Raw genomic sequence first — 18750 nt, 5'->3', positions numbered from 1 at the left:
ACGACCTGACCGGCCTGGCCCGCGTGAAGGAGGGACGCAACCCCGAGCCGACAGCATCCGTCATCGACACCCAGAGTGTGAAGACCTCCACCAACGTGCCCCTGACCAGCCAAGGAACCGACGCAGCGAAGAAAATCGTCGGCCGCAAACGCGGCATCCTCACCGACACCCTCGGGCTGATCCTCGCCGTGATCGTCACCGCCGCGAGCCTGTCCGAGAACGCCGTGGGAATACACCTCATCAACCAAGCCAAGAAGACCTACCCGAGCATCTCCAAAAGCTGGGTCGACACCGGCTTCAAGAACGCCATGGTCGAGCACGGAGCCAGCCTGGGAGTCGACGTCGAGGTCGTCCACCGCAAATCCGACGCCCCTGGATTTCACGTGGTGAAAAGGCGGTGGGTGGTCGAACGAAGCCTGGGGTGGATCATGCTAAGACGGCGCCTCGCCCGCGACTACGAGACCCTGCCGACCAGCTCCGAAGCCATGATCCACATCGCCTCGATCGACAACCTCGCCAAGCGCATAACGGACGAGACCACACCAACCTGGCGAGGGACTTACTAGGGTATAAAGGGCAATCCGTTCACATCAAACGCCCTCTGAGGTGTTGAGGCCCGAGATCGGTTGCGCAGGGAGAACGGCGTGCGATTGGACCACCACCCTGCGCATCGGCCACATCGTCGTCACCCGCGTGGCTCTGCTCACGAGAGTGGGTTCTGGCTCAACTTCCGTGGCCTGCATACGGTGAGTGACGATGTGGGGGTCCGGTCGGCGTCGGGAAGTCGCCCGGAATTCGCCAGCGGCCTGGCCGCGGTGGCCGACAGTGCGGGACCGTGGACGATCTGGTGCCCCGCCTGGAGGGGCTGCTGTTTCCATCGGTCGCAGGTGTCGCGGTGCTGTCGGTCGACGTAGACATCGAGTCGGTGAACGTGAGGGCCCAAGCTTCGACGGCGGGGCACAGCTGCCCGGGGTGCGGGGGCTGGTCGACCCGGGTGCACAGCTCCTACCTGCGGTTTCCCGTCGACGGGCCGGTCGGGGGCAGACGGGTCCGGTTGAGCCTGCGGGTGCGGCGCTTCGTGTGCGGCAATTCGTCGTGCGGACGGCGGACCTTCGTCGAGCAGATGGAAGGGCTGACCCGGCGCCACGGCCGCTGGACCGAGCCGCTGCGGTCGACGCTCGCCGCAGTCGGCCTGGCAATGGCCGGGCGAGCCGGGGCCCGGCTGGCCGGGGTGTTCGGGGTCTCGGCCAGCCGGAGTACTGACCTGCTCCGGCTTTCGTGGAGTCCCTGATGTCTGGGTTTGTTACGATCCAGGCGTAAGGAGAACCACGAGCAATGCCAGCACCCCGCAAGTACCCCGATGAACTCCGCGAGCGCGCCGTCCGCGAGGTCCGCTCGACCGGCCGCCCCGTCGCCCACGTGGCCCGCGACCTGGGCATCCACAAGGAGGCCCTGCGGTCCTGGGTCCGTCAGGCCGAGGCCGACGCAGGAGAGCGCGACGACCGTCTCACCACCGTCGAGCGCGACGAGCTGAAGGAACTCCGCAAGGAAGTCGCCGAGTTGAGGCGGGCCAACGAGATCCTCAAGGCCGCCGGCGTGTTTTTTGCCCAGGAGATCGACCGTCCCCGGACGAGGCCGAGCAGGTGATCGACCACCTGCGCGACGGCTTCGGGGTCGATCCCGTATGCCGGGTGCTGGACCTGTCGCCGTCGACGTACTTCGCCCGCAAGACGCGCCCGAAATCGGCCCGGCAGCTCCGGGACGAAGAGCTGATTGCGCTGGTCACAGCGGTGTGGGAGGACTCCGGTCGCACCTACGGCGCCCGCCGCATCACCCGCGCCCTGGTCCGGGCCGGGCACGAGGTGGCGCGCTGCACCGTCGAGCGGCTGATGCGCGAGCCCGGCATCGAGGGCGTCATCCGCGGCCGGCGGCGGCGCACCACGATCCCGGAGCCGGCCGCGCCTCGCCCGCCGGACCTGGTGAACCGCCGGTTCACCGCCGAGCGCCCCAACCAGCTGTGGCTGGCCGACCTCACCTACGTGCGAACCTGGTCGGGCTGGGTCTACGTGGCATTCGTCCTGGACGCGCACTCGCGCCGGATCGTGGGCTGGCAGATCGCCGACCACATGCGCACCGACCTGCCGCTGGACGCGCTGGAGATGGCGCTGTGGCGACAGAAGATCAAGAAGGGCGCCGACCTCATTCACCACAGCGACCGCGGGTCGCAATACGTGTCCATTCGCTACACGGAGCGACTGGCCGAGGTCGGCGCCTCAGCGTCGGTCGGGTCCGTCGCGGACTCGTACGACAATGCGATGGCAGAGGCCCTGAACGGCACGTTCAAGGCCGAACTGATTGAGCATCAGGGGCCGTGGCGGGACTTCGACGAGGTCGAGCGGGCCCTCTTCCAGTGGGTCGCATGGTACAACGGTGAACGACTCCACTCCGCCCTGGGCTACGTCCCGCCCGACGAGTACGAGCAGGCGTACTGGGCCGGCGTGGAGGCAGTCCCGCAAACCGCTTGATCACACGATCGCGGACTCCACGAAACTCGGGGCAGCTCAGCTGCGGTAGCCGAGGGCGGAGTGCCGCCGCTTGCGGTTGTACCAGGTCAGCCAGGCGAAGACCGCGATGCGGGCCTGCCACAGCAGACTACCGCCGCCAGGCAACTAAACCGCCCGACGGTAGGACGGGCCGCTACGCCCACTCCACGCCGTGCTCGGTGAGCTGGGCGAGCTGCCCCGGCGTCAGCTTCGCCCGGCGGGCCTTCTGGTTGTTCGACCAGGTGCCCAGGGCGCATTGCGACACCAACGCCTGCTCCTCGCCGGGACCGGCCTCCACGGCCTCCACCGGCTCCTTGTGCGGGCGCTTGACGACCGCGTGGCCTTCCCGCTCCACGAACTGCGCCAGCGCCTCCAGACCTGGGCGAACCGGTCCACCCGGGACACCGCCGGCCTCGCCTCCGCAGCCTGCTTCGCGGCCACCAGCTCGGCGTCGGCCTCGATGCCGACCGCCGACAGCAGGTCCCGTTGATCCTCCCCCAGCCCCGGCCACCCGGCCCGCTGCGCCCGCGGCACGCCGCGGGTCACCGGTGGCTGCCAGGGCAGAGGGTTAGACGGGGTGGCGGGCGTCGTGCCGTGGGGCTATCAGGTGAAGTCGTACCAGAGGTCAGTGCAGTTCGACGGTTGCGGTGCCGGAGTCCCGGCCCCATTGGGGGTCCTGCTCGCGGGCGCGCCACGTGTGGGTGAAGTAAGCCTCCCGCTCGGCACTCTCGCGGCGCTGGGCGGCACGCTGCTCTTCCCATGCGGCCTGTTGCTCTGCGAGCTCTTGTTCCTTCTGGGCTGCCGCCTCGATACCGCTTCTCAGTTCACGTTCCGCGTCAGTTGGGCCAACGGTCCGAAGGCCCAGCTCGCGCGCCTTCGCCGCACTCGTGCTGCTTCCGGAGGGGTCGACAGTGACGAACATCCGCACCGTCCCGGTCAGACGCTTCGCGATGGAGGCACCGTGACGGAGGGCGAGATCCTTGAGACCGGACAGTTCTGGGGTGTCATCGAAGCCCAGTCTCCAGCCCTTCAGAGCGCTTTCCCATGGCTCGCGAACCTCAAGCGCCGGCAGGCCGTGGCTCAGCAAGCGGGCATGCTCCACGAGCCCGAGGTGGGTGGCTAGTTGTGCGACATCATGGCGCCGTCCGTCCGGCCAGGAGGTCGGTTCTGGTGCCGTGTGGAGCATGCGGCGCCATGCCAGGAGGTTGGTTCGGTGCAGGGAGGCCTGGTCCATGCCGGCATCCTGGGCAAGCCTTGCCAGAGTCCATGCTGTGTTCCAGGTGATCCGCCCGGCGTCGAGGGCGCGAGCGAGGGTCTGCTCGTACTGCTGGGCCAGGCCGGCGACCATGGGGTGGTCGAGTTCGGTGAGCGGGAAACGCCGTGCCATCGATGCCAGCAGACCCTCTGCGGCGGACATGGAGGAGGCCCGGGCTGCGATCCGTCCCGCCGGAGTGTCGGACAGGTGCGGTGCGTCGGACATCGGCACGGGGCCCAGGTAGCGCAGGGGGCTGGGTGAGCAGTCGATCAGGCGGGTCAGCAGGGCCGCTGTGGCCCGGCAGTCGCTGAGAGCGGTGTGAGCGTCGGTGATCCACTCGCCGGTGAAGGTCTTGTGCAGTGAGCGCAGGCTGTAGGCGGGTCCGTCGAGCTGGGCTTGCGCGGTCACTAGCGTGCAGAGCCCGGGCCACTGCGGTGCTTCCTGTCCTTGCCGCCGGAACTCTGCCTTGAGAAACATGTCCTCGAAGGGCAGATTGTGCGCCACGACGATCGCGTTCGAGAGCAGCCTCGTCAGGTCGGGCAGGACCTCGGCGAACGTCGGCGCCCCGTTCACGTCGGAGTCCTCGAGCCCGTGGAACTCCGTTGCGTCCATCGGGCGTTGCGGATCGATGACGGTCGCGTACTCACCGAGTACGGTCCCGTCGCCGCGGAAGCGGACGACGGCGACTTCGCAGACCCGGTCGCGTCCGGGGTTCAAGCCCGTGGTCTCCAGGTCGATGGCGGCGAAGGTCAGCGCCCGCGGGTCCACACCGAGGCTGTAGTGGCGGCTGAGGTAGGCAGGTTCGAAGAACGACAGTGGCACTCGGCCGCTGATTGTTTTCGGGCCCCTCCATCGTTGTGTGCGATTGAGGGTGGCAGACGCTGCATCGGCGGGCGGAGCCCAGGCCGCAGGATGAGTGGGTGCACGAAGCCCCGTGAACTGTCCGCCGGGTCGCTTGTCGGAGTCGTGGGCCCTCACCGCGGCATCCGAAGCCGTCGCGGCGCGATTTGCCGGACATGGTGCTCGGCGGTGATGTGACTGCCTGTCGCCGAAACTCGAATCGGCAACCTGCTCTGCCTAGGGTCGATGCTCATAGGGTGATTGTGCCGCCCCGGATGCCAGGCCACGAGGGGATGGCTCCGTCCACGACCGGCCCGCATCGCCCGCAATCCGGATGGGGCATGCCTGGCGGGGCCCCGCCACAGTCCGGCACTGGACTGCAGGGCTCCTGATCAACCGACTCTTGGCCGCGTACGGCGCTTGAGACGACGACGCCTCCCGACCTGAGGCGGGTGGCGATCCCGCGTCGGCCTCAGGCCGACCGCACCGCCAGCTCGAACAGTCCGAGGGCGCGATGCCCGTCCTCGGTGCGGACGTCGTCCGACACCGGCCGGGCGGGACGATCCTCCGGCGTGGCCCGCTGCCCCACCAGCTCAACGGGAAGCCCCAAGGCCCGGGCACGGCTACGACGCTCTGACATGCCGAATACCCTGCCCCCTCCCGGCTACCCCACCGCCCCGCTCCGCCCGCGACACGCCGCCCCCCCCCGTCGGGCACATGTGGCGGTGAACGGCTCCACCAGGGCCTGGCAGGGGCTTCCCCGCCGCGCCGTACGGTTGGTCGTACCAACCGACCCGAACCCCGCACCGCGGAGGGAAGCGTGTGACCGTCGGGCCCGCCTTCACCGCGACCGTCCGCCACACCCCCGCCGGCCCGGTCGTCGAGGCCGCCGGCGAACTCGTCCTCGATGGCGCCCCGACCCTGCACACCGCGCTCCACCGCGCCCTCGCCATCCGCCCGGCATCCCCGAAGCTGGTGATCGACCTCGCGGCCGTCACCTTCTCGGTTCGGGCGTGTCTCTTGTTCGCTGGGTCGTCAGCCCCTGGAGGCGGTCCTCCAGAAGGCGGCGGTGCCGGGCAGGATCTCGGCGGACAGGCGCGAGGACGCCTGGGAGCCCTGCGTGATGCTGAAAGACGTGCCGCTCAGCCTGCACGTCTCCTTGACCAGCGCGTCGTCGATCTGGACGAGCTGGCCGGGGTGCGGCCAAAGATCGCCGTCGTAGGTGAAGTGGGCGATGCGCGGTGTTCCGGGTTCGAGGTCGATGCCGGTGACGGTGCCTAGCGCGGAGGGGGCTCCGTAGATCGCGAGTTGGCCGAAGACATCGCTGGCAGCGGTTTCGACGAGGGTGTTCGCGTGCTCGAACGCGTCGGCAAAGTCCCGAGCCGGACCGGTGAGTGCGTCGATCTCCTCATCCTGGACGACGGTCCGGTAGTTGTGCCGGGCCATGACGCGGCTCGGTTCATGGGCATCTAGGGCTGCTGGCGCCAGGCGCTCTTTGAGCCGGGCCCGAGCCTGCAGGAGCGCGGCGCGTGCGTCGGCGTCAAGACGGGACCGTGCCGTTTCGAGTCGCTGCCATTCCCGGCTCGCCTGGAGTGCGGCGGCCAGTGCACGGGCGGTTTCGGCGAGCGCACGGATCTGGGCGGGGCCCGCCTGGAGCTGCTGGCCTACGCGGGGCACGTCCTGGCGCTGGAGGCCGGCAGCGAGTTCGTCCGGCTGCCATGCGAGCCGGTAGGTAAACTCCGTCGTCGTCAGCACGGTTCCCGGCGTCAGCTGGGGGGCCGGCAGTTGCGGGTAGCCGGGCATCCGTGAGCGCAGCCAGGCGATCGTGTGGCGGTGCGCCGCCTCGACTGCTCCAGCCAATCGATGCCAGTTCTGCCACTGGGCCTCATCGTAGGAGACGTCGTCGAAGCCGGACGGCAGCTGGCTGAACATGTTGACGATGTGCGTAAGGCGCAACGGAGTTCCGGCGATTTCGGCCCCTGACGCCTGCATCAGTTGGAGCCGCCCGGGCACGCCGCTGTTCGCGACGGCGCTGTTGCGGGGCAGCCTGCTGGCGAACTCCTGTACGAGGACGAGGGATTTCCACACGTCGGCCTGCTGCGTCACTGCCGTCCAAAGCGCCGTATTGTCCATGCCGGTCATCCTCTGCCGTACGTGGTGTTGCGGGATCCAGGGCTACGGGGTGAGCCAGGACTGGGCGGTGAGGGCTTCCAATGCTTTGCGGACGCGTTGCGCGGCGGTCGAGGCGGGTGAGGCGTCCAGCAGGTAGTCGAGGGTGGTGGAGCCGCCTGTCCCGGCCCTATGACGGTCGACGTCGGCATGGGTATCAGCCGTTGTCACCGTCGTGTGTTCGCTCTGCCGGTAGCTGACGGGGATGAACGGCCCCAGCGGGCCGTCCTCCTGGGGACCGACGACGACGTCGAGCCCGAGCGGACCGATCTGGGCGCGCAGGCGGTCGCCATGTCCTGGCGGGGCGACCTGATCGACGAGCCGACGGATATGCAGCGCCGTTTGTTCACAGTGTTCTGCGAGCGCTTCGGCTGCCGCTCGACCGGCCACCTGCCCTCCAGGGGCGAGCGAGGCGGGCTGGCGCAGCTGGGCGAGGAGACGCTGACGCCAGATCCTCACCGCGATGGCCAGGGGACCGCAGCCGTCGTCGGACACCACCGCGAGCACAGACGCGGAGAGTTCGACGGCGCTCGGCGCGTCGAGCCACCCGGACTCCCGCCCGGACTGCTGCAGGGCCAAGACCCTGCCGTCGTCGAGCCGGCTCAGCAGCACGGCCTCCTCCGGTACAGGGCACAGGTGGGCGAGCAGCGAGGCCACAGCCTCGGGGGCGTCCTCCTGAAGCCTCTGGCGGTCGTAGCCGGCCATTGCCACGGCGGTGAACGGCAGGTCCCGGGCGCCGAGGGCAGCCAGGGCAGGGGCGACGCCCCCGATCTCCGCGCTGAACAAGATCCGCTGATCGTCTCCGGCGGCAAGCCGTCGCGGCAGGGGAGCTGCGCCGATGGCGTGTGCGGCACCCGCCAGGAAGTCGGCGAACGAGTCGTGGAAGGGGACGACGGTCTGGTCCCATCCCAGCGACGTGATCAGCCCGCAGCGCCGGGCCGCGTCGTGCAGGTCTGCCACGTCGGCCCGCATGCCCACGGCGGACAGCGAGGCTGCGGCGTCGGTCAGGAGCCGGTGCCATTCGAAGGCGTCCGCGTAACGGCGTCCCTCGTCCAACAGCCGCGCGTAGACGATCCCCAGAGCGGGGCGCAGTCCGGCGACTGCGGGCACGCTGCTGCGGGCGGCCATCTGGTCGAGGAAGGCTCGGTAGAGCCCGGCCTTGCCGGGCAACGCGGTCCCCGCATCCGACAGGTCCAGCGCCATGAGGAAGAGCATGGGGTTTCCGGCCGCGTCGCCGAGCGAGGCGGTGATGCGCGCAACCGCGGCATGTGTGTGGCCCGTTGCGGCGTCCCGCCCCCCGCGCGTCAGCACCTTCCTCGCCAGCTCGAGCTGCTGGTCGTGCTGCAACGGCTCCATCCGGTACGCCGCCGGCAGCACGCTGCTCGGCAGCATGCTGCGCAGTGCGGTCGCGTCGCGTCCCATCAGAACGATGCGCGCCCCATGGCCCGCGGAAACGGGCGCCAGGAGATCCTGCCCCAGGGCCTGCCGGGTGGCTTCCGCGACTTCCGAGGCGCCGTCGATGATCAGAGTCACGGTGCTGTCCGCCAGCGCCTGCGCGCCCGTGGACGTGGGGCACTGCTCCTGCAGGACGCCCGCCAGCGCGTCGGCAGCAAGTGCCGCGAGCCGACCGGGGAGATAGGTCTCGGCGTGGGCAACGATCACGACCCTGCCCTCGACAGCAGCCTGCTGCCGCAGCGTGCGGCTGGCCGTCGACTTGCCGCTGCCTGTGCCGCCGGCCAGCATCACCGGAACGCGTCCGTTCAGTAACTCGCCCACAGCCAGGCCCTCGCTCCCGCCGACAGCGCGCGAGCGGACCACCCGGAGCGGCCCCGCGGCGTCCGCGACCAGAGGGGCGACCGTCCCCTCCTCGGACAGGGAACTGCTCGCCGCGAGATAGCGCTCCCGCACCACGGCCCACCGCTGGGCCGGCGCCTGCTCGGGAGGCACTCCCAGGTACCGGGCGATGGTCTGACGGTCCATGATGCGCTTGGACGAATCCGGATCGCCCGCTGTGTCGAACAGGGCGCGAAAGAGGCGGTCGACGCCCTTGGCGGCCTGCTCGCGCGTGTCCTCCTGGGTTCTGGCATGCGGCAGCATGGCCGCCACCCGGCTCTCAGCACGCGCCAGAAGAACGCCGGTGTTGAAAGGGTCCTGGCGGATGCTGGCCCTTTTCAACGCCATGACGGCCGGGTCCTCGACCGCTGTCTCCAAGAGAGCCGCGAGAGACTCCGGACGGCCTGCTGCGGCTTCGCCGAGAGCGTTCTGAACAGCTTCGCCACTCGGTCCCAGCCGCCCATCGGTCAGGAACTCGAAGGACGCCTCCACCGCATCCGGCAGCGCTACCCAGCGCCGCAAGACGGCCAGGAGGTCCGCCTTGCCCCACGTGTACTGCGCCGCGCGGACCTTGACCTGCATGGCGCGCCGCAGGGATCCGTCGCGGGCGTGCAGCGCGATGTCGACGATGTCCTCGAGCCCTTCGACACACACGCTCCCGAGGTCGGCTTCGGCGACCACCTCGACCGCTGCCAGAACGCCCTGCGCCTGCTGGTAGGCGATGCCCCGTACCGTGTCCACCCCGCTCACGCTTCTATACTTCCACGCACCGGTGACAAGCCGGTGCGGCCGGGGCCCGTCGGACGCACCGGGCGGCCCCGTCGTTCGTGCTGCCAGTGTGAGTTCTGGGTTCTGGACCGAGGTCTGAGCGGGTTTTGACCAGCGCATCTTGTGAGTCGAGCGGGAAGCGTCCGGCTCGTCCCTTGAGGCTCTGAGCTGTTCTTCTCGGTTGGGCCTCGTCTACGGGCGAGGCCAACCAGCCCTGACCTGCCGACCTCGTTGGTGCACGGGATTCGCGTGAGTGTCCCGGGAATCCCGATGCAACGGGTCATGCCCACCCCACGCCGTGTTCGGCGAGCTGTGCAAGCTGGCCCGGGGTCAGTTTCGCCCGGCGGGCTTTCTGGTTGTTGAGCCAGGTGCCGAGGGCGAAGTGCGGTACCACCGCCTGCTCTTCGCCGCCGTGGCCGGCCTCCACGGTCTCCAGGGGCTCCTTGTGGGCGCCGGCGCGGGCGTCGGTCGGCGGGTACGCGATCGGCACGTGGCTCTCCGAGCTGCGCGCCGCCGCGGCGGTGCCGGCCGGTGAGCCGCGGGCGCTGGCGCTGGAGGAGATCGACCCAGTATGAGCCCGAAGCTTCCTGGAGGGAGAACAGATGAGGGTGCGGAACGCTCCGGAGACAGAGGCCGAGACCTTCGGGCGATACACGGGGCACTACGCCGCCGCCGTCGCCGAGGCACTGATCGCTGACGGTTTGTCCGTCGGCATCCTCGCTGCCTCCGGCCCCAAGATGGTCTGGGACGATCCGAAGGAAGAGGGAGGCCCCGACGTCGAGATCTTCCAGGACGCCAAGGCGACCCTGTCCTTCGGCGAGGAGTTCCGTCGGCGGGTCGCCCCGGGCAAGGGCTGCGAGCTGGCCTGGGACGCCAGCTCCGGCTGGCACTTCAACATCGACGATGTTGACCTCAGCTACGACGAGTACCTGGCCAGGGCGCGATGGCTGGGAGCGGGTCTCGTCCCCGCCCCCGAGCGTGTCACCCGGTTCGTCTCCGAGCTGCTGCTGGACCATGCCTCTGCCGGAAGTACGGAACGCCCGTACTACCGGGCCGAGGGCCAGAATCCGCAGGACGTGATGGATCGCCTGAAGCCCTACGTCCCCACATCGATGTACGGCGTACCGGCGGCTGGCAGCATCCCTTGGCAGGGTCGGCATGACTCCAACCGCGGCCTGATCGTCGGCCGCCAGGTCGTGGCGGCGATGACCGGGGCGTCCGACGAGCGGTGGGTGAACGTCCCACTGCGTGCCTCCGAACTGGAGGCCTTGCGGCGCATCCACGAGCTCATGGAGATGGCCGCCGGTCGGCGCTGGACAAGCTGGCGTATCTCCTTGGAAGCGATCTCCGCTCCCGTCTCACTGGCCAGGAGAAGCCGGACGAACATCAGGACGGACGGGCCGAAGCCATCAGACTCAAGAACCACTGGGAGAAGTACCTGCCGCCCCAGTAGAACGACGAAGGCCCACCCCGAACGGGGTGGGCCTTCGTCGTTGCCGGGCCAGCGTCAGGCCGCGGTGATGAGGGCGGCTCCGGCAAGGGCGGCCAGGGCCAGGATCGTGATGTCCGCCGACCAGCGCAGCAGCAGCATCTTGCGGTGGCAGAGAGCGGAGAGGACGCTGAGGCGGTCCAGGCGCCGGTCGGGGGCGAGTTCGGTGCGCAGCTCGCTGGGGGAGCGGGTGACCCAGTGGGCGTAGGAGCTGCGGTCGTCCGGGGCGAGGCGGGGGCGGACGACGAGCACGGCGAGGACCGTGGCGGCGAGCAGGACGGCCGCCACGGGGGCGATGACGAGCAGGCTGGCTCCCTTGGCCTGCGCGAGGATCGCGACGGCGGCTGCGAGGACGCCGTCGAGGCCGAGGAGTAAGCCGGCCTTCTGGTCGGTCCTGGCTACCTCCCCGATGACGTGGGTCAGCGCTTCGGTGAGGTTCTGCTCGGTACGGTCGGTGGCCGGTGCTGGGGCGGGGTTCTGGGTGGTGGTCACGAGCGGGGCTCTCCTCCGGGGTGGGTGGCCGGTCCCGGCCGGGCTGGGTGCGCGGCCGGGACGGGCGGGTCAGTGGTGGGCGGGGGCGGGCAGGGCGGCGACGGCCTGGTGGCGGTGGAGCAGCGCGTGCTGGCCGGGGTCGAGTCGCCAGAGGCCGAGGCGGCCGGTGGCGGGGATGGGGTCTGCGAGGGCCTGGACGTCGGTGAGGGGCCAGTGCCACTGGCCGGGCAGTCCCCAGGGGCGGCAGCAGCCGGTGTCGCGGTGGCAGTCGGTGATGGAGGCGGTGGCGACGAGGGCGCCGGTGGTGAGGGCGGGGGCGTCGGGGCGGGCGAGGACGGCGCGGACGAGCGGGTCGGCCTGGCCGTCGCGGGCGAGGGCGCGGGCGGCGTGCAGGACGACCGGACCGCGATGGCGCGTCGGCCAGCTGCGGTTCTCAATCGTCTTGTCGCCGGCGAGGATCGCGGCCAGCCAGGGCTGGCGAATCGTCAGCGCGGGGACGTCGGCGGCGGGCTGCACCGGCTGGTCGGGCGACTCGCCGATGCGGCGCAGCGCCTCGGCGAGGGCGGTGTCCCAGTCGCCGGTGAACGTCAGGGCGCGGTCGTCCACGTAGAGCGCAGCGCCCAGCTTCTTGTTGGTCACGAGCAGGTGGTGGCGCTCACCCCAGTAGCTGCGGCCCGGGTCGGTGTCGACGCTCGCACGGCAACCGGCGTGGTGCTCCAGCCAGCGGGCGACGTCGCTGTGATGGCGGGGGTGACGGGCCGTGAACACGAAAACCGCCCTCCGCGCCAGCAGGGTGTGCAGCGCGGCGATGGCGCCGGGCAGGGGCTGGCCGTAGACCTGGCCGCCGCGCCATTCCGGGTGGTCGACGAGAGTCTGGTCGTAGTCGATTCCGACGGCGTGCGAGGCGGGGGAGTCGGGGTTGAGCGGGATGACGGTCACTCGGTGGTGTCTCCTTAGTGGTCGAGTCGGATGGTGATCGGGATACGGCGGTCGGGTCGGGTCGGGTCGGCAGGCGGTGCGGCGGTGCGCGGTGAGGCCGGCCGGGCCGCCCTGGATCGGGGTGCGGCAGTCGGGGCAGGAGCTCCACCAGGCGGTGCCGGGCGGCAGGTCGGCCGGGGTGAGCGGGTGCGGGCCCTCGATGCCGGAGCGGGCGGGCATCAGGCGGTGGGGCGGGGCATCGCGCGGCAGGTGGCGGCGTGATCGTTCGCGTCCTGGTGGGCCTGCTCCCGCTCGTCCGGGAGATAGGGGTCCCGGTAGTGGCCGTACGAGCCCGTGACCGCGCACCCGTGGCACTGCCAGAGGTAGCCGTCGACCTCTCGGGCGTCGCCGACATAGGGGCGTCCCTGCGGGGTGTACCTGGTCGTGAAGCGGTGGGTGTGCAGGTCGACGGCGCTTGCGCCGACGGTGGTGAAGCGGGCGACCACGTCTGCGGGCCACTGTGCGGGAGCGGCGGTCGGGGTGAGCAGGGCGCGAAGGGCGGTGGCCAGGCGGCCGGGACGGCGGACGGACACGGTGGGCTGATCGGTGGTCACGGGGGTGCCTCTTCTCTGGGATCGGCCGGGGCCGGCCTGCCGGGCAGGCCGGCCCCGGGGTGGTGTGATGTCAGGTCTGGCTGGCGCGGCGGGCGCCGTCGCGCATGCCGGTGATGCGGTGGGCCTGGCGGGAGATGCGGGCGGCGAGGGAGGCGAGGCGGTCTGCGTCCTCGGTGTGCAGTGCGCGGGTCAGGGAGTTGGCGTAGTGCTGGGCGGCGTCGGCGAGCTGGGCGGCGTCCAGGGCGTGGGCCTGGAGCTCGCGGTCGATCGCGAGGTTCGGGTCGTCGGTCGTCACGGGGTGCTCCGGTCGGTGGGCGGGGGTTCGGGAGGCCGGGTGCCGGTGGGCGGCGTGGCCGCCCGGGGTGTCAGGGGCGGGTGGCGGCCGGTTGGCCGAAGACGTAGCAGCGCAGGTCGATGTCGGCGGGCAGGGCCGGGGCGTGGGGGCCGAGGAGCAGGTCGGCGACGGCGACGGTGAAGACCCGGGTGACGGCGTCGCTGCCTTTCTTCATCACTGGGGCCTGGAAGAGGAGGTAGCGGGCGGTCAGGAACAGTGCGGGGCTGAGGTGCGGGCGGGCGAGGATGCGCAGGGCCTCGGCGCGCAGCCGTTCGGCGTCGGCCGGGGCGGGTGTGGCGGTGTAGATCGGGGTGCCGCCGGTTTCCACCTGGCTGGCGTCCGCGCCGCGGGCTTCGATCCGGGTGACGAGTTCGGCGGCGGCTTCGCGGGCGGCCTGGCCGCGCAGCAGCCGGTTGCCGGCGACCAGATCGCCGCCGGGCAGGTGCACCCAGTTCTGCAGGATGTCGGTGTCGGGGGCCTCGCGGGCGAAGCGGCGCCGGGCGGCGGTGCCGTAGTGGGTCATGGCGCGGGAGGCGGGGGTGTCGGTGCCGCCTCGGTAGGTGCGGGTGGGCGGGTGCCAGGTGGAGCCGTCGCGCAGCCGGCCGACCGTGCCCAGGCGGTCGTAGTTGGTGCCGCCCTCGGCGGCCGCGATCGGGGTGCGGAACCGTTGGGCGTTGTAGGTGATGCCCTGGCCGAGGCGGCCGTCGGCGCGGGCGGCGAGCTGGTGGCGCCAGTCGGTCACGGCCGCGTGGACGGCGGCGAGCGCGGCGACGCGTTCGCCGGGGCCGGCGGCGGTGGCCAGGAGGTCGGTGAGCTGGTCGCGGGCGGTGGTGGTGGCGCGGGCCATCTCGCAGGAGAAGGCGCGGCGGCGGGCCTGTTCGGCGGGGTCGTTGCTGCGCAGGGCGAGCGGGGAGACGGGGAACCGGTCGAAGGTGATGGTCATCGGGTACTCCGGGTGTCGGTCAGCGGGCGAGCAGGACGACGAGCAGGACGGTGGCGGGGCCGACGATGCCGAGCAGGTGGACGAGGTCCATCGGGTCGCGGCGCATGAGGGTCTCCGGACGCGTGAGGCGGGTGGTTCGGTGCGCGGGGGCCGGATCGGCCGGGCCGGATCGGCAGGCCGCCACCCGCATACGGGAGGTCGGGCGGCGGCCGGGTGTCTGGGTCAGTTGGCGGTGCGGGGGCCGGGCGGCAGGGCCCGGGTCGTGGTGCTGGTGGTGGTGGCAAGCAACTGGACGACGTTCTCGGAGAGGTCGGAGAGCGTGGCCGGGATGAGCAGGTCGCGGGCGGCGGTGCGCTCGGCGAGGTGGACGACGGCGGCCAGGACGTGGCCGGTGTCCTCGCGGCGTCCGGCGACGACGGCGTAGGTGCCGACCAGCCAGTGGGCGTCGTTGGTGGTGCGGCCCCCGACGCAGCCGACGGAGACGGTGACGTCGATCGAGCCGGTGTCGTCGGTGAGGACGAGCTGGCGGGGGTTGTAGCCGGTCATCTCGGTCATGACGCCGTCCACGGTGACCAGGCTGAGGTCAGTGGTGCGGGGCGCGGGTGGGCCGGCGGTTCTGCCGGGGGACCGCGCCCCGCGCGGGTGGGCCGGGGTGATCAGCTCGGGTCGGGCAGCGGCGGCAGGAACGGGCAGCCGGCGGCGTGGTCGGTGACCTGCTGGCGGACCGCGTAGACGTACATGGCGCCGGCCTGTCCGAGGCCGTGGCGGCAGCCGGTGCACTGCCACCAGGCCTTGGTTTCGTCGTGGCAATGGGTGCCGAGGGACCACGGCTCGGCGCCGATCAACTCGACCTGGGCGCCGCCCGTGGTGAGCTGGCGCATCCAGACGTGGCCGGGGCCGCCGCCGGTCGGCGCGTCGCCGATGTGGACCTGGCCGTGGTCGAGACGGATCCGGCCGTGGTCGGCGGCCTGCTCCAGAAGGATCATCAGGCGGTCGTGGCCGCCGAGGGCCTGACCGCCGGGAATGACGCGCGACCAGATGTACAGCTCGCCCACGGTGGTGCGGCGCTGCCCCAGGCCGTCCAGGTGGTCGAGGGCGGCGAGGACGACGGTGTAGGCGTCGTCGCGGCGCAGCAGGCCGTCGAACGGGTCGGGCGTGAGGTCGCCGAGGAGTTTTTCCAGGGCGGCGTTGACGGCGGGGATGCAGGGGTTGTCGATGTTCACGGGCAGTGCCTTTCGGTGGGTCAGCGGGTATGTGGTGTCGGCCGGGTGGCCGCGCTGTCAGGGGCGGGTGGTGGTTTGCTGGCCGGGGGCGTGGGCAGGCGGCTGCGGCTGGTTCAGAAGAAGGCCAGCTGTTCGCGGTCCGCGCTGTCTCGGGCGGGGGCGAGGTCGGGCAGGCCGGGGGAGTCGGCGGGGGCGGGGCCTTTCTCGCCGGCGATGTGCCAGTCGGCGAGGGCCTGAGCGTCGGCGGCGGTGCGGCACCAGGCGTCGTCGGTCAGCGTTCGGCGGGTGATGATCCGGCCGCAGCAGTTCACCCACCACCAGCCCGGCCGGGTCTCACCGACCGCCTGCTGGATCAGCGGCGCCGGGTGGCGGCAGGCGCAGCGGCAGAGCTGGCGGCAGGGCGGTCCGGCGATCCACACCCAGGCGAGGTCGTTGACGCCCGAGCGCAGGTCCACGGACGGGTGGGCGTGGGGGGCGGGGTGGCGGGCGTGGCGGCGCGGGCCGGCCTGGATGACGGTCTCGCGGGTCGGGCGGCCGTCTTCGCGGCACTCGCCGTGGCGGCCGCGCTGGCATTCGCAGGACGGCGGTTTCTGGCAGGCGCACTCCGTGAACGCGCCGGGGATGTGGTTGTAGTTACGCAGCCAGTTCGGGGGCCAGACGTTCTCCCGGACCCAGGCGGCGGCGAGCGGCGGCATCGCGTCGGGTTCGCGGGCGCCGGTGTCGTGGTCGTCGCGGGCCCGCTCGGCGGCGAGGCGGGCGCGGCCGGTGTCGGTGAGGACGGGGCCGTCGGGGTGGTCGGCGATCAGGCCGCCCCAGATGAGCTCGACGACGTTGTTGGGGACGCCGTGGATGCGGTAGCGGTCGCGGTCGTAGGAGAGGAGGCCGCGGTCGGCGAGGTCCAGCCAGCGGGCGTTGACGGGTCGGTCGTCGGGCCAGGGGTCGAACACGGGGCGGTGTCTCCTTGGGGTGTGGGGTGTCGGTCCGGCCGCGGGGTTGTGCGGCCGGACCGACAGGGCGGGTTGAGGGGGTGGTTCAGCCGGAGAGGCGGACCGGCATGACGAGGTACTGGTAGGTGGCGTCGGTGTCGCCGCCGACCTGGCCCGCCAGGCGCACGGGCTCCTCCCGGCGGTCAGCGGGCGTGGGCAGGTTCGAGGTAGACGGGGGTGATGCGGTCGACGTGGGCGAAGCCTTCGGCAAGCAGCTGCTCCGCGCTCGGGATCAGGCGGTCCTGGTCGACCAGGACGTGGTCCGGGACGACGCGCTCCCGGCCGGCGTTCAGCGCGCGGCGGCGTTGCAGGGAGACCTCGAAGAGCACCGCCGAGCACGGCCGCTGCCAGTAGCGGGCGCGGGCGAGCAGGCTGGCGCGCACATGGGCGAGCAGGGCCGTCGAGTCGACCACGGTGGTGAGGTTGCGCGACAGGCGCGCGTCGAGCAGCAGCGTTTGGACCTGGTCGGCGACCGGGGTGGCGGACTGGTCGGCAGCGGAGTCGGTGGCCATCTCCCGGAAGTCGTCCAGGCTGAGGCGCCAGGTGGCCGGCCAGCGGCGGGTGGCGAAGGTGGTCTTTCCGGCGCCGCTTCCGCCGACCAGGACGATGACGGTGCCGGGGGCGAAGGTGAAGTTCACGAGCGGGCCTTCGGTGGTGGCGGGTGGGAGGGCAGGAGAAGGCCCGGGTGCCGGCCGCACGACGGCGGCACCCGGGCCGGGGTGGTGCGGGTCAGCTGCGGCCGGGCGGGAGTGTCTTGGCGGTGGGCTCGGTGTCGGCCTGGCTGCGCTGGGCGGCGACCCAGGTCCCGGCGGCGGACATCAGCGGGCCGTCGCCGAGGAGGTCCAGGGACGCGTTGTCGATGTCCTGCATGAACTCGTCCGCGTTGAACGGGCGGATGTAGATGACCGGGGCGGCGTCGATGGTCTGCTCGGTGGCGAGGACGAACAGCTTGGCCTCGGTCGGCGGGAGCCAGCCGTGGTCGTTCAGGACGCGGCAGATCATGGTGTGGTCGGCCTCGCCGGTGAGGTAGCGGTCGATGTCGCGGTAGAGGACGTAGCTGCCCGGCCGGGGGGGCCGGTGGTGCGGCCGAGGGTGAGGCGGGGGTTCACGGCGGTTTCCCTTCTTCGGGGTGGTGTCGGCCGGGCGGCCGGCCCCTGTCCCCGGAGCGCGCGCCGCCCGCCGGGCTGGGTGCCGGGCGGGCGGTGCGGGCCGGGGACGAGGCCGGTCGCCGGGGCGTCAGTGGCTGCGGGGCATCGCGCGGCAGTGCTGGGCGTGGTCCTGGGCCCAAGTGCGCAGCTGGCGCGGGATGCCGAAGAGGGCGAGGTCGGCGGTCTTGCGCTGGGTGCAGGTGTCGAGGGCGTCGGTGGGGCCGTAGGGGTCGGCGCAGCCGGTGGCGGTGCAGGAGGCCCGGAGGGTGATCTCGTACGTGGGGTGGCCGTCCAGGGCGTCCCAGGCTCGGGTGCAGCTGCCGGTTTCGCAGCGGCCGCTGGTGGTGGTGTCGGTGGTGATGTCGACGGTGGCGTGGCCGGCGGTGAGGTAGCGGGCGAGGACGTCGTCGGGCCAGGTGGTCTGGGTGGTGGTCATCGTGCGGTCCTTTCGGTGGCTGGTTAGAACGGCGGTTCGTCGCTGTAGTGGCGGGACGGGCCCGGGGCGCCAGGGCAGGCGCCAGGACGAGAAGTGGGTCATGCAGTCGCAGTGGTCCCAGCCGTCTTCGCGGTACCAGCCGCGGTGGTCCTGGCAGGTGGTGCAGCCGGGCTTGGGGTGGTGATCGACGAACAGGTCGTACGGGCCGGCCATGACCTCCCAGCGGCCGATCCGCAGACGGCGGGGCAGCCTGGCCAGGCGGGTGCGCAGCCGTCGGGCGAGGGAGCGGCGGGGCCGGGGTGCCGCGGCGCTCGGTTGGCTCGGTCAGTTGGTGGTGCGGGGGCCGGGCGGCAGGGCGCGGGGCGGGGTGGCCACGGTGGTCGCGAGCAGCTGGACGACGTTCTCGGCGAGGCCGGAGAGGGTCGCGGGGATGAGCAGGTCGCGGGCGGTGGTGCGGTCGGCGAGCTGGACAACGGAGGCCAGGACGTGGCCGGTGTCCTCGCGGCGCCCGGCGACGACGGCGTAGGTGCCGACGAGCCTGGCGGCGTCGTTGACGTCGGGCCCGCCGAGGCAGCCGTGGGGGACGGTGATGTCGATGCTGCCAGTGTCGTCGGTGAGGACGAGCTGGCGCGGGTAGCGGCCGGTCATCTCGGTGATGACGCCGTCCACGGTGACCAGGGCGAGGTCGGGGGCGGCGGTGAGACGGGGCAGGTTGTCGGTCATCCGGCGTTCTCTCCTTGCTGGGGTGGGGTCTGCGCG

General features: G+C 71.7%; 23 protein-coding genes and 1 pseudogene. 4 read left to right on the top strand and 20 right to left on the bottom strand.

Annotated features, from left to right (window positions below):
* The 3 genes from AB0P06_RS31640 to AB0P06_RS31630 all read left to right on the top strand — a co-directional run.
* On the top strand, positions 1–566 hold a 566-nt coding region (locus AB0P06_RS31640), incomplete at its 5' end, for a transposase (protein ID WP_363613435.1).
* Between the two features lie 269 nt (positions 567–835).
* The gene (locus AB0P06_RS31635; RefSeq protein WP_363613433.1) at positions 836–1291 is read left to right on the top strand and encodes a transposase family protein; all 456 of its coding nucleotides are present in this window, start codon (positions 836–838) and stop codon (positions 1289–1291) included.
* A 44-nt stretch (positions 1292–1335) separates the two neighbouring features.
* A protein-coding gene (locus tag AB0P06_RS31630) for an IS3 family transposase (protein WP_363613431.1) occupies positions 1336–2525 on the top strand; the annotation gives its coding sequence in 2 pieces (ribosomal slippage) (positions 1336–1600 and positions 1600–2525; 1191 coding nt in all).
* A 36-nt stretch (positions 2526–2561) separates the two neighbouring features.
* Here AB0P06_RS31630 and AB0P06_RS31625 read toward each other — a convergent pair.
* The 7 genes from AB0P06_RS31625 to AB0P06_RS31595 form a co-directional block, all read right to left on the bottom strand.
* Positions 2562–2669: an integrase core domain-containing protein gene (locus tag AB0P06_RS31625; protein WP_363613429.1), complete on the bottom strand. Its 108-nt coding sequence runs from the start codon at positions 2667–2669 to the stop codon at positions 2562–2564.
* Positions 2670–2697: 28 nt separating this feature from the next.
* Positions 2698–3054 carry a helicase associated domain-containing protein gene (locus AB0P06_RS31620; protein WP_363613427.1) on the bottom strand — a complete coding sequence of 119 codons (357 nt, stop codon included), beginning with the start codon at positions 3052–3054 and terminating at the stop codon, positions 2698–2700.
* A gap of 114 nt (positions 3055–3168) precedes the next feature.
* Positions 3169–4620, bottom strand: coding sequence for an exonuclease domain-containing protein (locus AB0P06_RS31615; RefSeq protein WP_363613425.1), 1452 nt, complete (start codon positions 4618–4620; stop codon positions 3169–3171).
* Positions 4621–5110: 490 nt separating this feature from the next.
* Positions 5111–5278, bottom strand: a complete 168-nt coding sequence (locus AB0P06_RS31610) for a hypothetical protein (protein ID WP_363613423.1) — start codon at positions 5276–5278, stop codon at positions 5111–5113.
* A 395-nt stretch (positions 5279–5673) separates the two neighbouring features.
* Positions 5674–6771, bottom strand: coding sequence for a hypothetical protein (locus AB0P06_RS31605; RefSeq protein WP_363613421.1), 1098 nt, complete (start codon positions 6769–6771; stop codon positions 5674–5676).
* Between the two features lie 42 nt (positions 6772–6813).
* Positions 6814–9390, bottom strand: coding sequence for an ATP-binding protein (locus AB0P06_RS31600; RefSeq protein ID WP_363613419.1), 2577 nt, complete (start codon positions 9388–9390; stop codon positions 6814–6816).
* A 298-nt stretch (positions 9391–9688) separates the two neighbouring features.
* Positions 9689–9898: a helicase associated domain-containing protein gene (locus AB0P06_RS31595; protein ID WP_363613417.1), complete on the bottom strand. Its 210-nt coding sequence runs from the start codon at positions 9896–9898 to the stop codon at positions 9689–9691.
* Positions 9899–10010: 112 nt separating this feature from the next.
* Here AB0P06_RS31595 and AB0P06_RS31590 point away from each other — a divergent pair.
* Positions 10011–10394: pseudogene (locus AB0P06_RS31590) on the top strand (DUF6292 family protein); the annotation flags it as partial.
* A gap of 521 nt (positions 10395–10915) precedes the next feature.
* Here the strand turns inward: AB0P06_RS31590 and AB0P06_RS31585 are convergent.
* From AB0P06_RS31585 to AB0P06_RS31525, 13 genes are all read right to left on the bottom strand, one after another.
* Positions 10916–11389 carry a Pycsar system effector family protein gene (locus AB0P06_RS31585; protein ID WP_363613415.1) on the bottom strand — a complete coding sequence of 158 codons (474 nt, stop codon included), beginning with the start codon at positions 11387–11389 and terminating at the stop codon, positions 10916–10918.
* Positions 11390–11458: 69 nt separating this feature from the next.
* Complete coding sequence (locus tag AB0P06_RS31580) at positions 11459–12328, bottom strand: ASCH domain-containing protein (RefSeq protein ID WP_363613413.1); 870 nt, start codon at positions 12326–12328, stop codon at positions 11459–11461.
* A gap of 218 nt (positions 12329–12546) precedes the next feature.
* Positions 12547–12921, bottom strand: coding sequence for a hypothetical protein (locus AB0P06_RS31575; RefSeq protein WP_363613411.1), 375 nt, complete (start codon positions 12919–12921; stop codon positions 12547–12549).
* 70 nt (positions 12922–12991) lie between these two features.
* Complete coding sequence (locus AB0P06_RS31570; RefSeq protein ID WP_363613409.1) at positions 12992–13216, bottom strand: hypothetical protein; 225 nt, start codon at positions 13214–13216, stop codon at positions 12992–12994.
* A gap of 70 nt (positions 13217–13286) precedes the next feature.
* A complete protein-coding gene (locus tag AB0P06_RS31565; RefSeq protein WP_363613407.1) occupies positions 13287–14198 on the bottom strand; it encodes a hypothetical protein in 912 nt (303 codons plus the stop codon).
* Positions 14199–14217: 19 nt separating this feature from the next.
* Positions 14218–14382: a hypothetical protein gene (locus AB0P06_RS31560; protein ID WP_363613405.1), complete on the bottom strand. Its 165-nt coding sequence runs from the start codon at positions 14380–14382 to the stop codon at positions 14218–14220.
* 38 nt (positions 14383–14420) lie between these two features.
* Entirely contained in the window at positions 14421–14753 is a 333-nt protein-coding gene (locus AB0P06_RS31555; RefSeq protein WP_363613403.1) for a hypothetical protein, read from the bottom strand.
* A gap of 101 nt (positions 14754–14854) precedes the next feature.
* Entirely contained in the window at positions 14855–15421 is a 567-nt protein-coding gene (locus AB0P06_RS31550; protein ID WP_363613401.1) for a hypothetical protein, read from the bottom strand.
* 113 nt (positions 15422–15534) lie between these two features.
* A complete protein-coding gene (locus AB0P06_RS31545) occupies positions 15535–16368 on the bottom strand; it encodes a hypothetical protein (RefSeq protein ID WP_363613399.1) in 834 nt (277 codons plus the stop codon).
* Positions 16369–16550: 182 nt separating this feature from the next.
* Entirely contained in the window at positions 16551–17045 is a 495-nt protein-coding gene (locus AB0P06_RS31540; protein ID WP_363613397.1) for an ATP-binding protein, read from the bottom strand.
* Between the two features lie 91 nt (positions 17046–17136).
* Positions 17137–17409 (bottom strand): hypothetical protein, encoded by a 273-nt coding sequence (locus tag AB0P06_RS31535; RefSeq protein WP_363613395.1) that lies wholly within the window; start codon positions 17407–17409, stop codon positions 17137–17139.
* A gap of 234 nt (positions 17410–17643) precedes the next feature.
* A complete protein-coding gene (locus tag AB0P06_RS31530) occupies positions 17644–18204 on the bottom strand; it encodes a hypothetical protein (RefSeq protein ID WP_363613393.1) in 561 nt (186 codons plus the stop codon).
* Positions 18205–18315: 111 nt separating this feature from the next.
* On the bottom strand, positions 18316–18714 hold the full coding sequence (locus AB0P06_RS31525; RefSeq protein ID WP_363613391.1) for a hypothetical protein: 399 nt from the start codon (positions 18712–18714) through the stop codon (positions 18316–18318).
* Positions 18715–18750 lie beyond the last annotated feature (36 nt).

The sequence above is a fragment of the Kitasatospora sp. NPDC088351 genome (assembly GCF_040685575.1).
Classification (GTDB): domain Bacteria; phylum Actinomycetota; class Actinomycetes; order Streptomycetales; family Streptomycetaceae; genus Kitasatospora.
Note: the sequence above shows the minus strand (reverse complement) of the source record. Positions and strands in the feature narration are given on the sequence as shown.

Excerpts from the sequence above, each read along its gene's own strand:
- AB0P06_RS31565 (WP_363613407.1), bottom strand. The coding sequence starts at position 14,198 with ATGACCATCACCTTCGACCGGTTCCCCGTCTCCCCGCTCGCCCTGCGC.
- AB0P06_RS31525 (WP_363613391.1), bottom strand. The coding sequence starts at position 18,714 with ATGACCGACAACCTGCCCCGTCTCACCGCCGCCCCCGACCTCGCCCTG.
- AB0P06_RS31605 (WP_363613421.1), bottom strand. The coding sequence starts at position 6,771 with ATGGACAATACGGCGCTTTGGACGGCAGTGACGCAGCAGGCCGACGTG.
- AB0P06_RS31610 (WP_363613423.1), bottom strand. The coding sequence starts at position 5,278 with ATGTCAGAGCGTCGTAGCCGTGCCCGGGCCTTGGGGCTTCCCGTTGAG.
- AB0P06_RS31530 (WP_363613393.1), bottom strand. The coding sequence starts at position 18,204 with ATGGCCGGCCCGTACGACCTGTTCGTCGATCACCACCCCAAGCCCGGC.
- AB0P06_RS31535 (WP_363613395.1), bottom strand. The coding sequence starts at position 17,409 with ATGATCTGCCGCGTCCTGAACGACCACGGCTGGCTCCCGCCGACCGAG.
- AB0P06_RS31555 (WP_363613403.1), bottom strand. The coding sequence starts at position 14,753 with ATGACCGAGATGACCGGCTACAACCCCCGCCAGCTCGTCCTCACCGAC.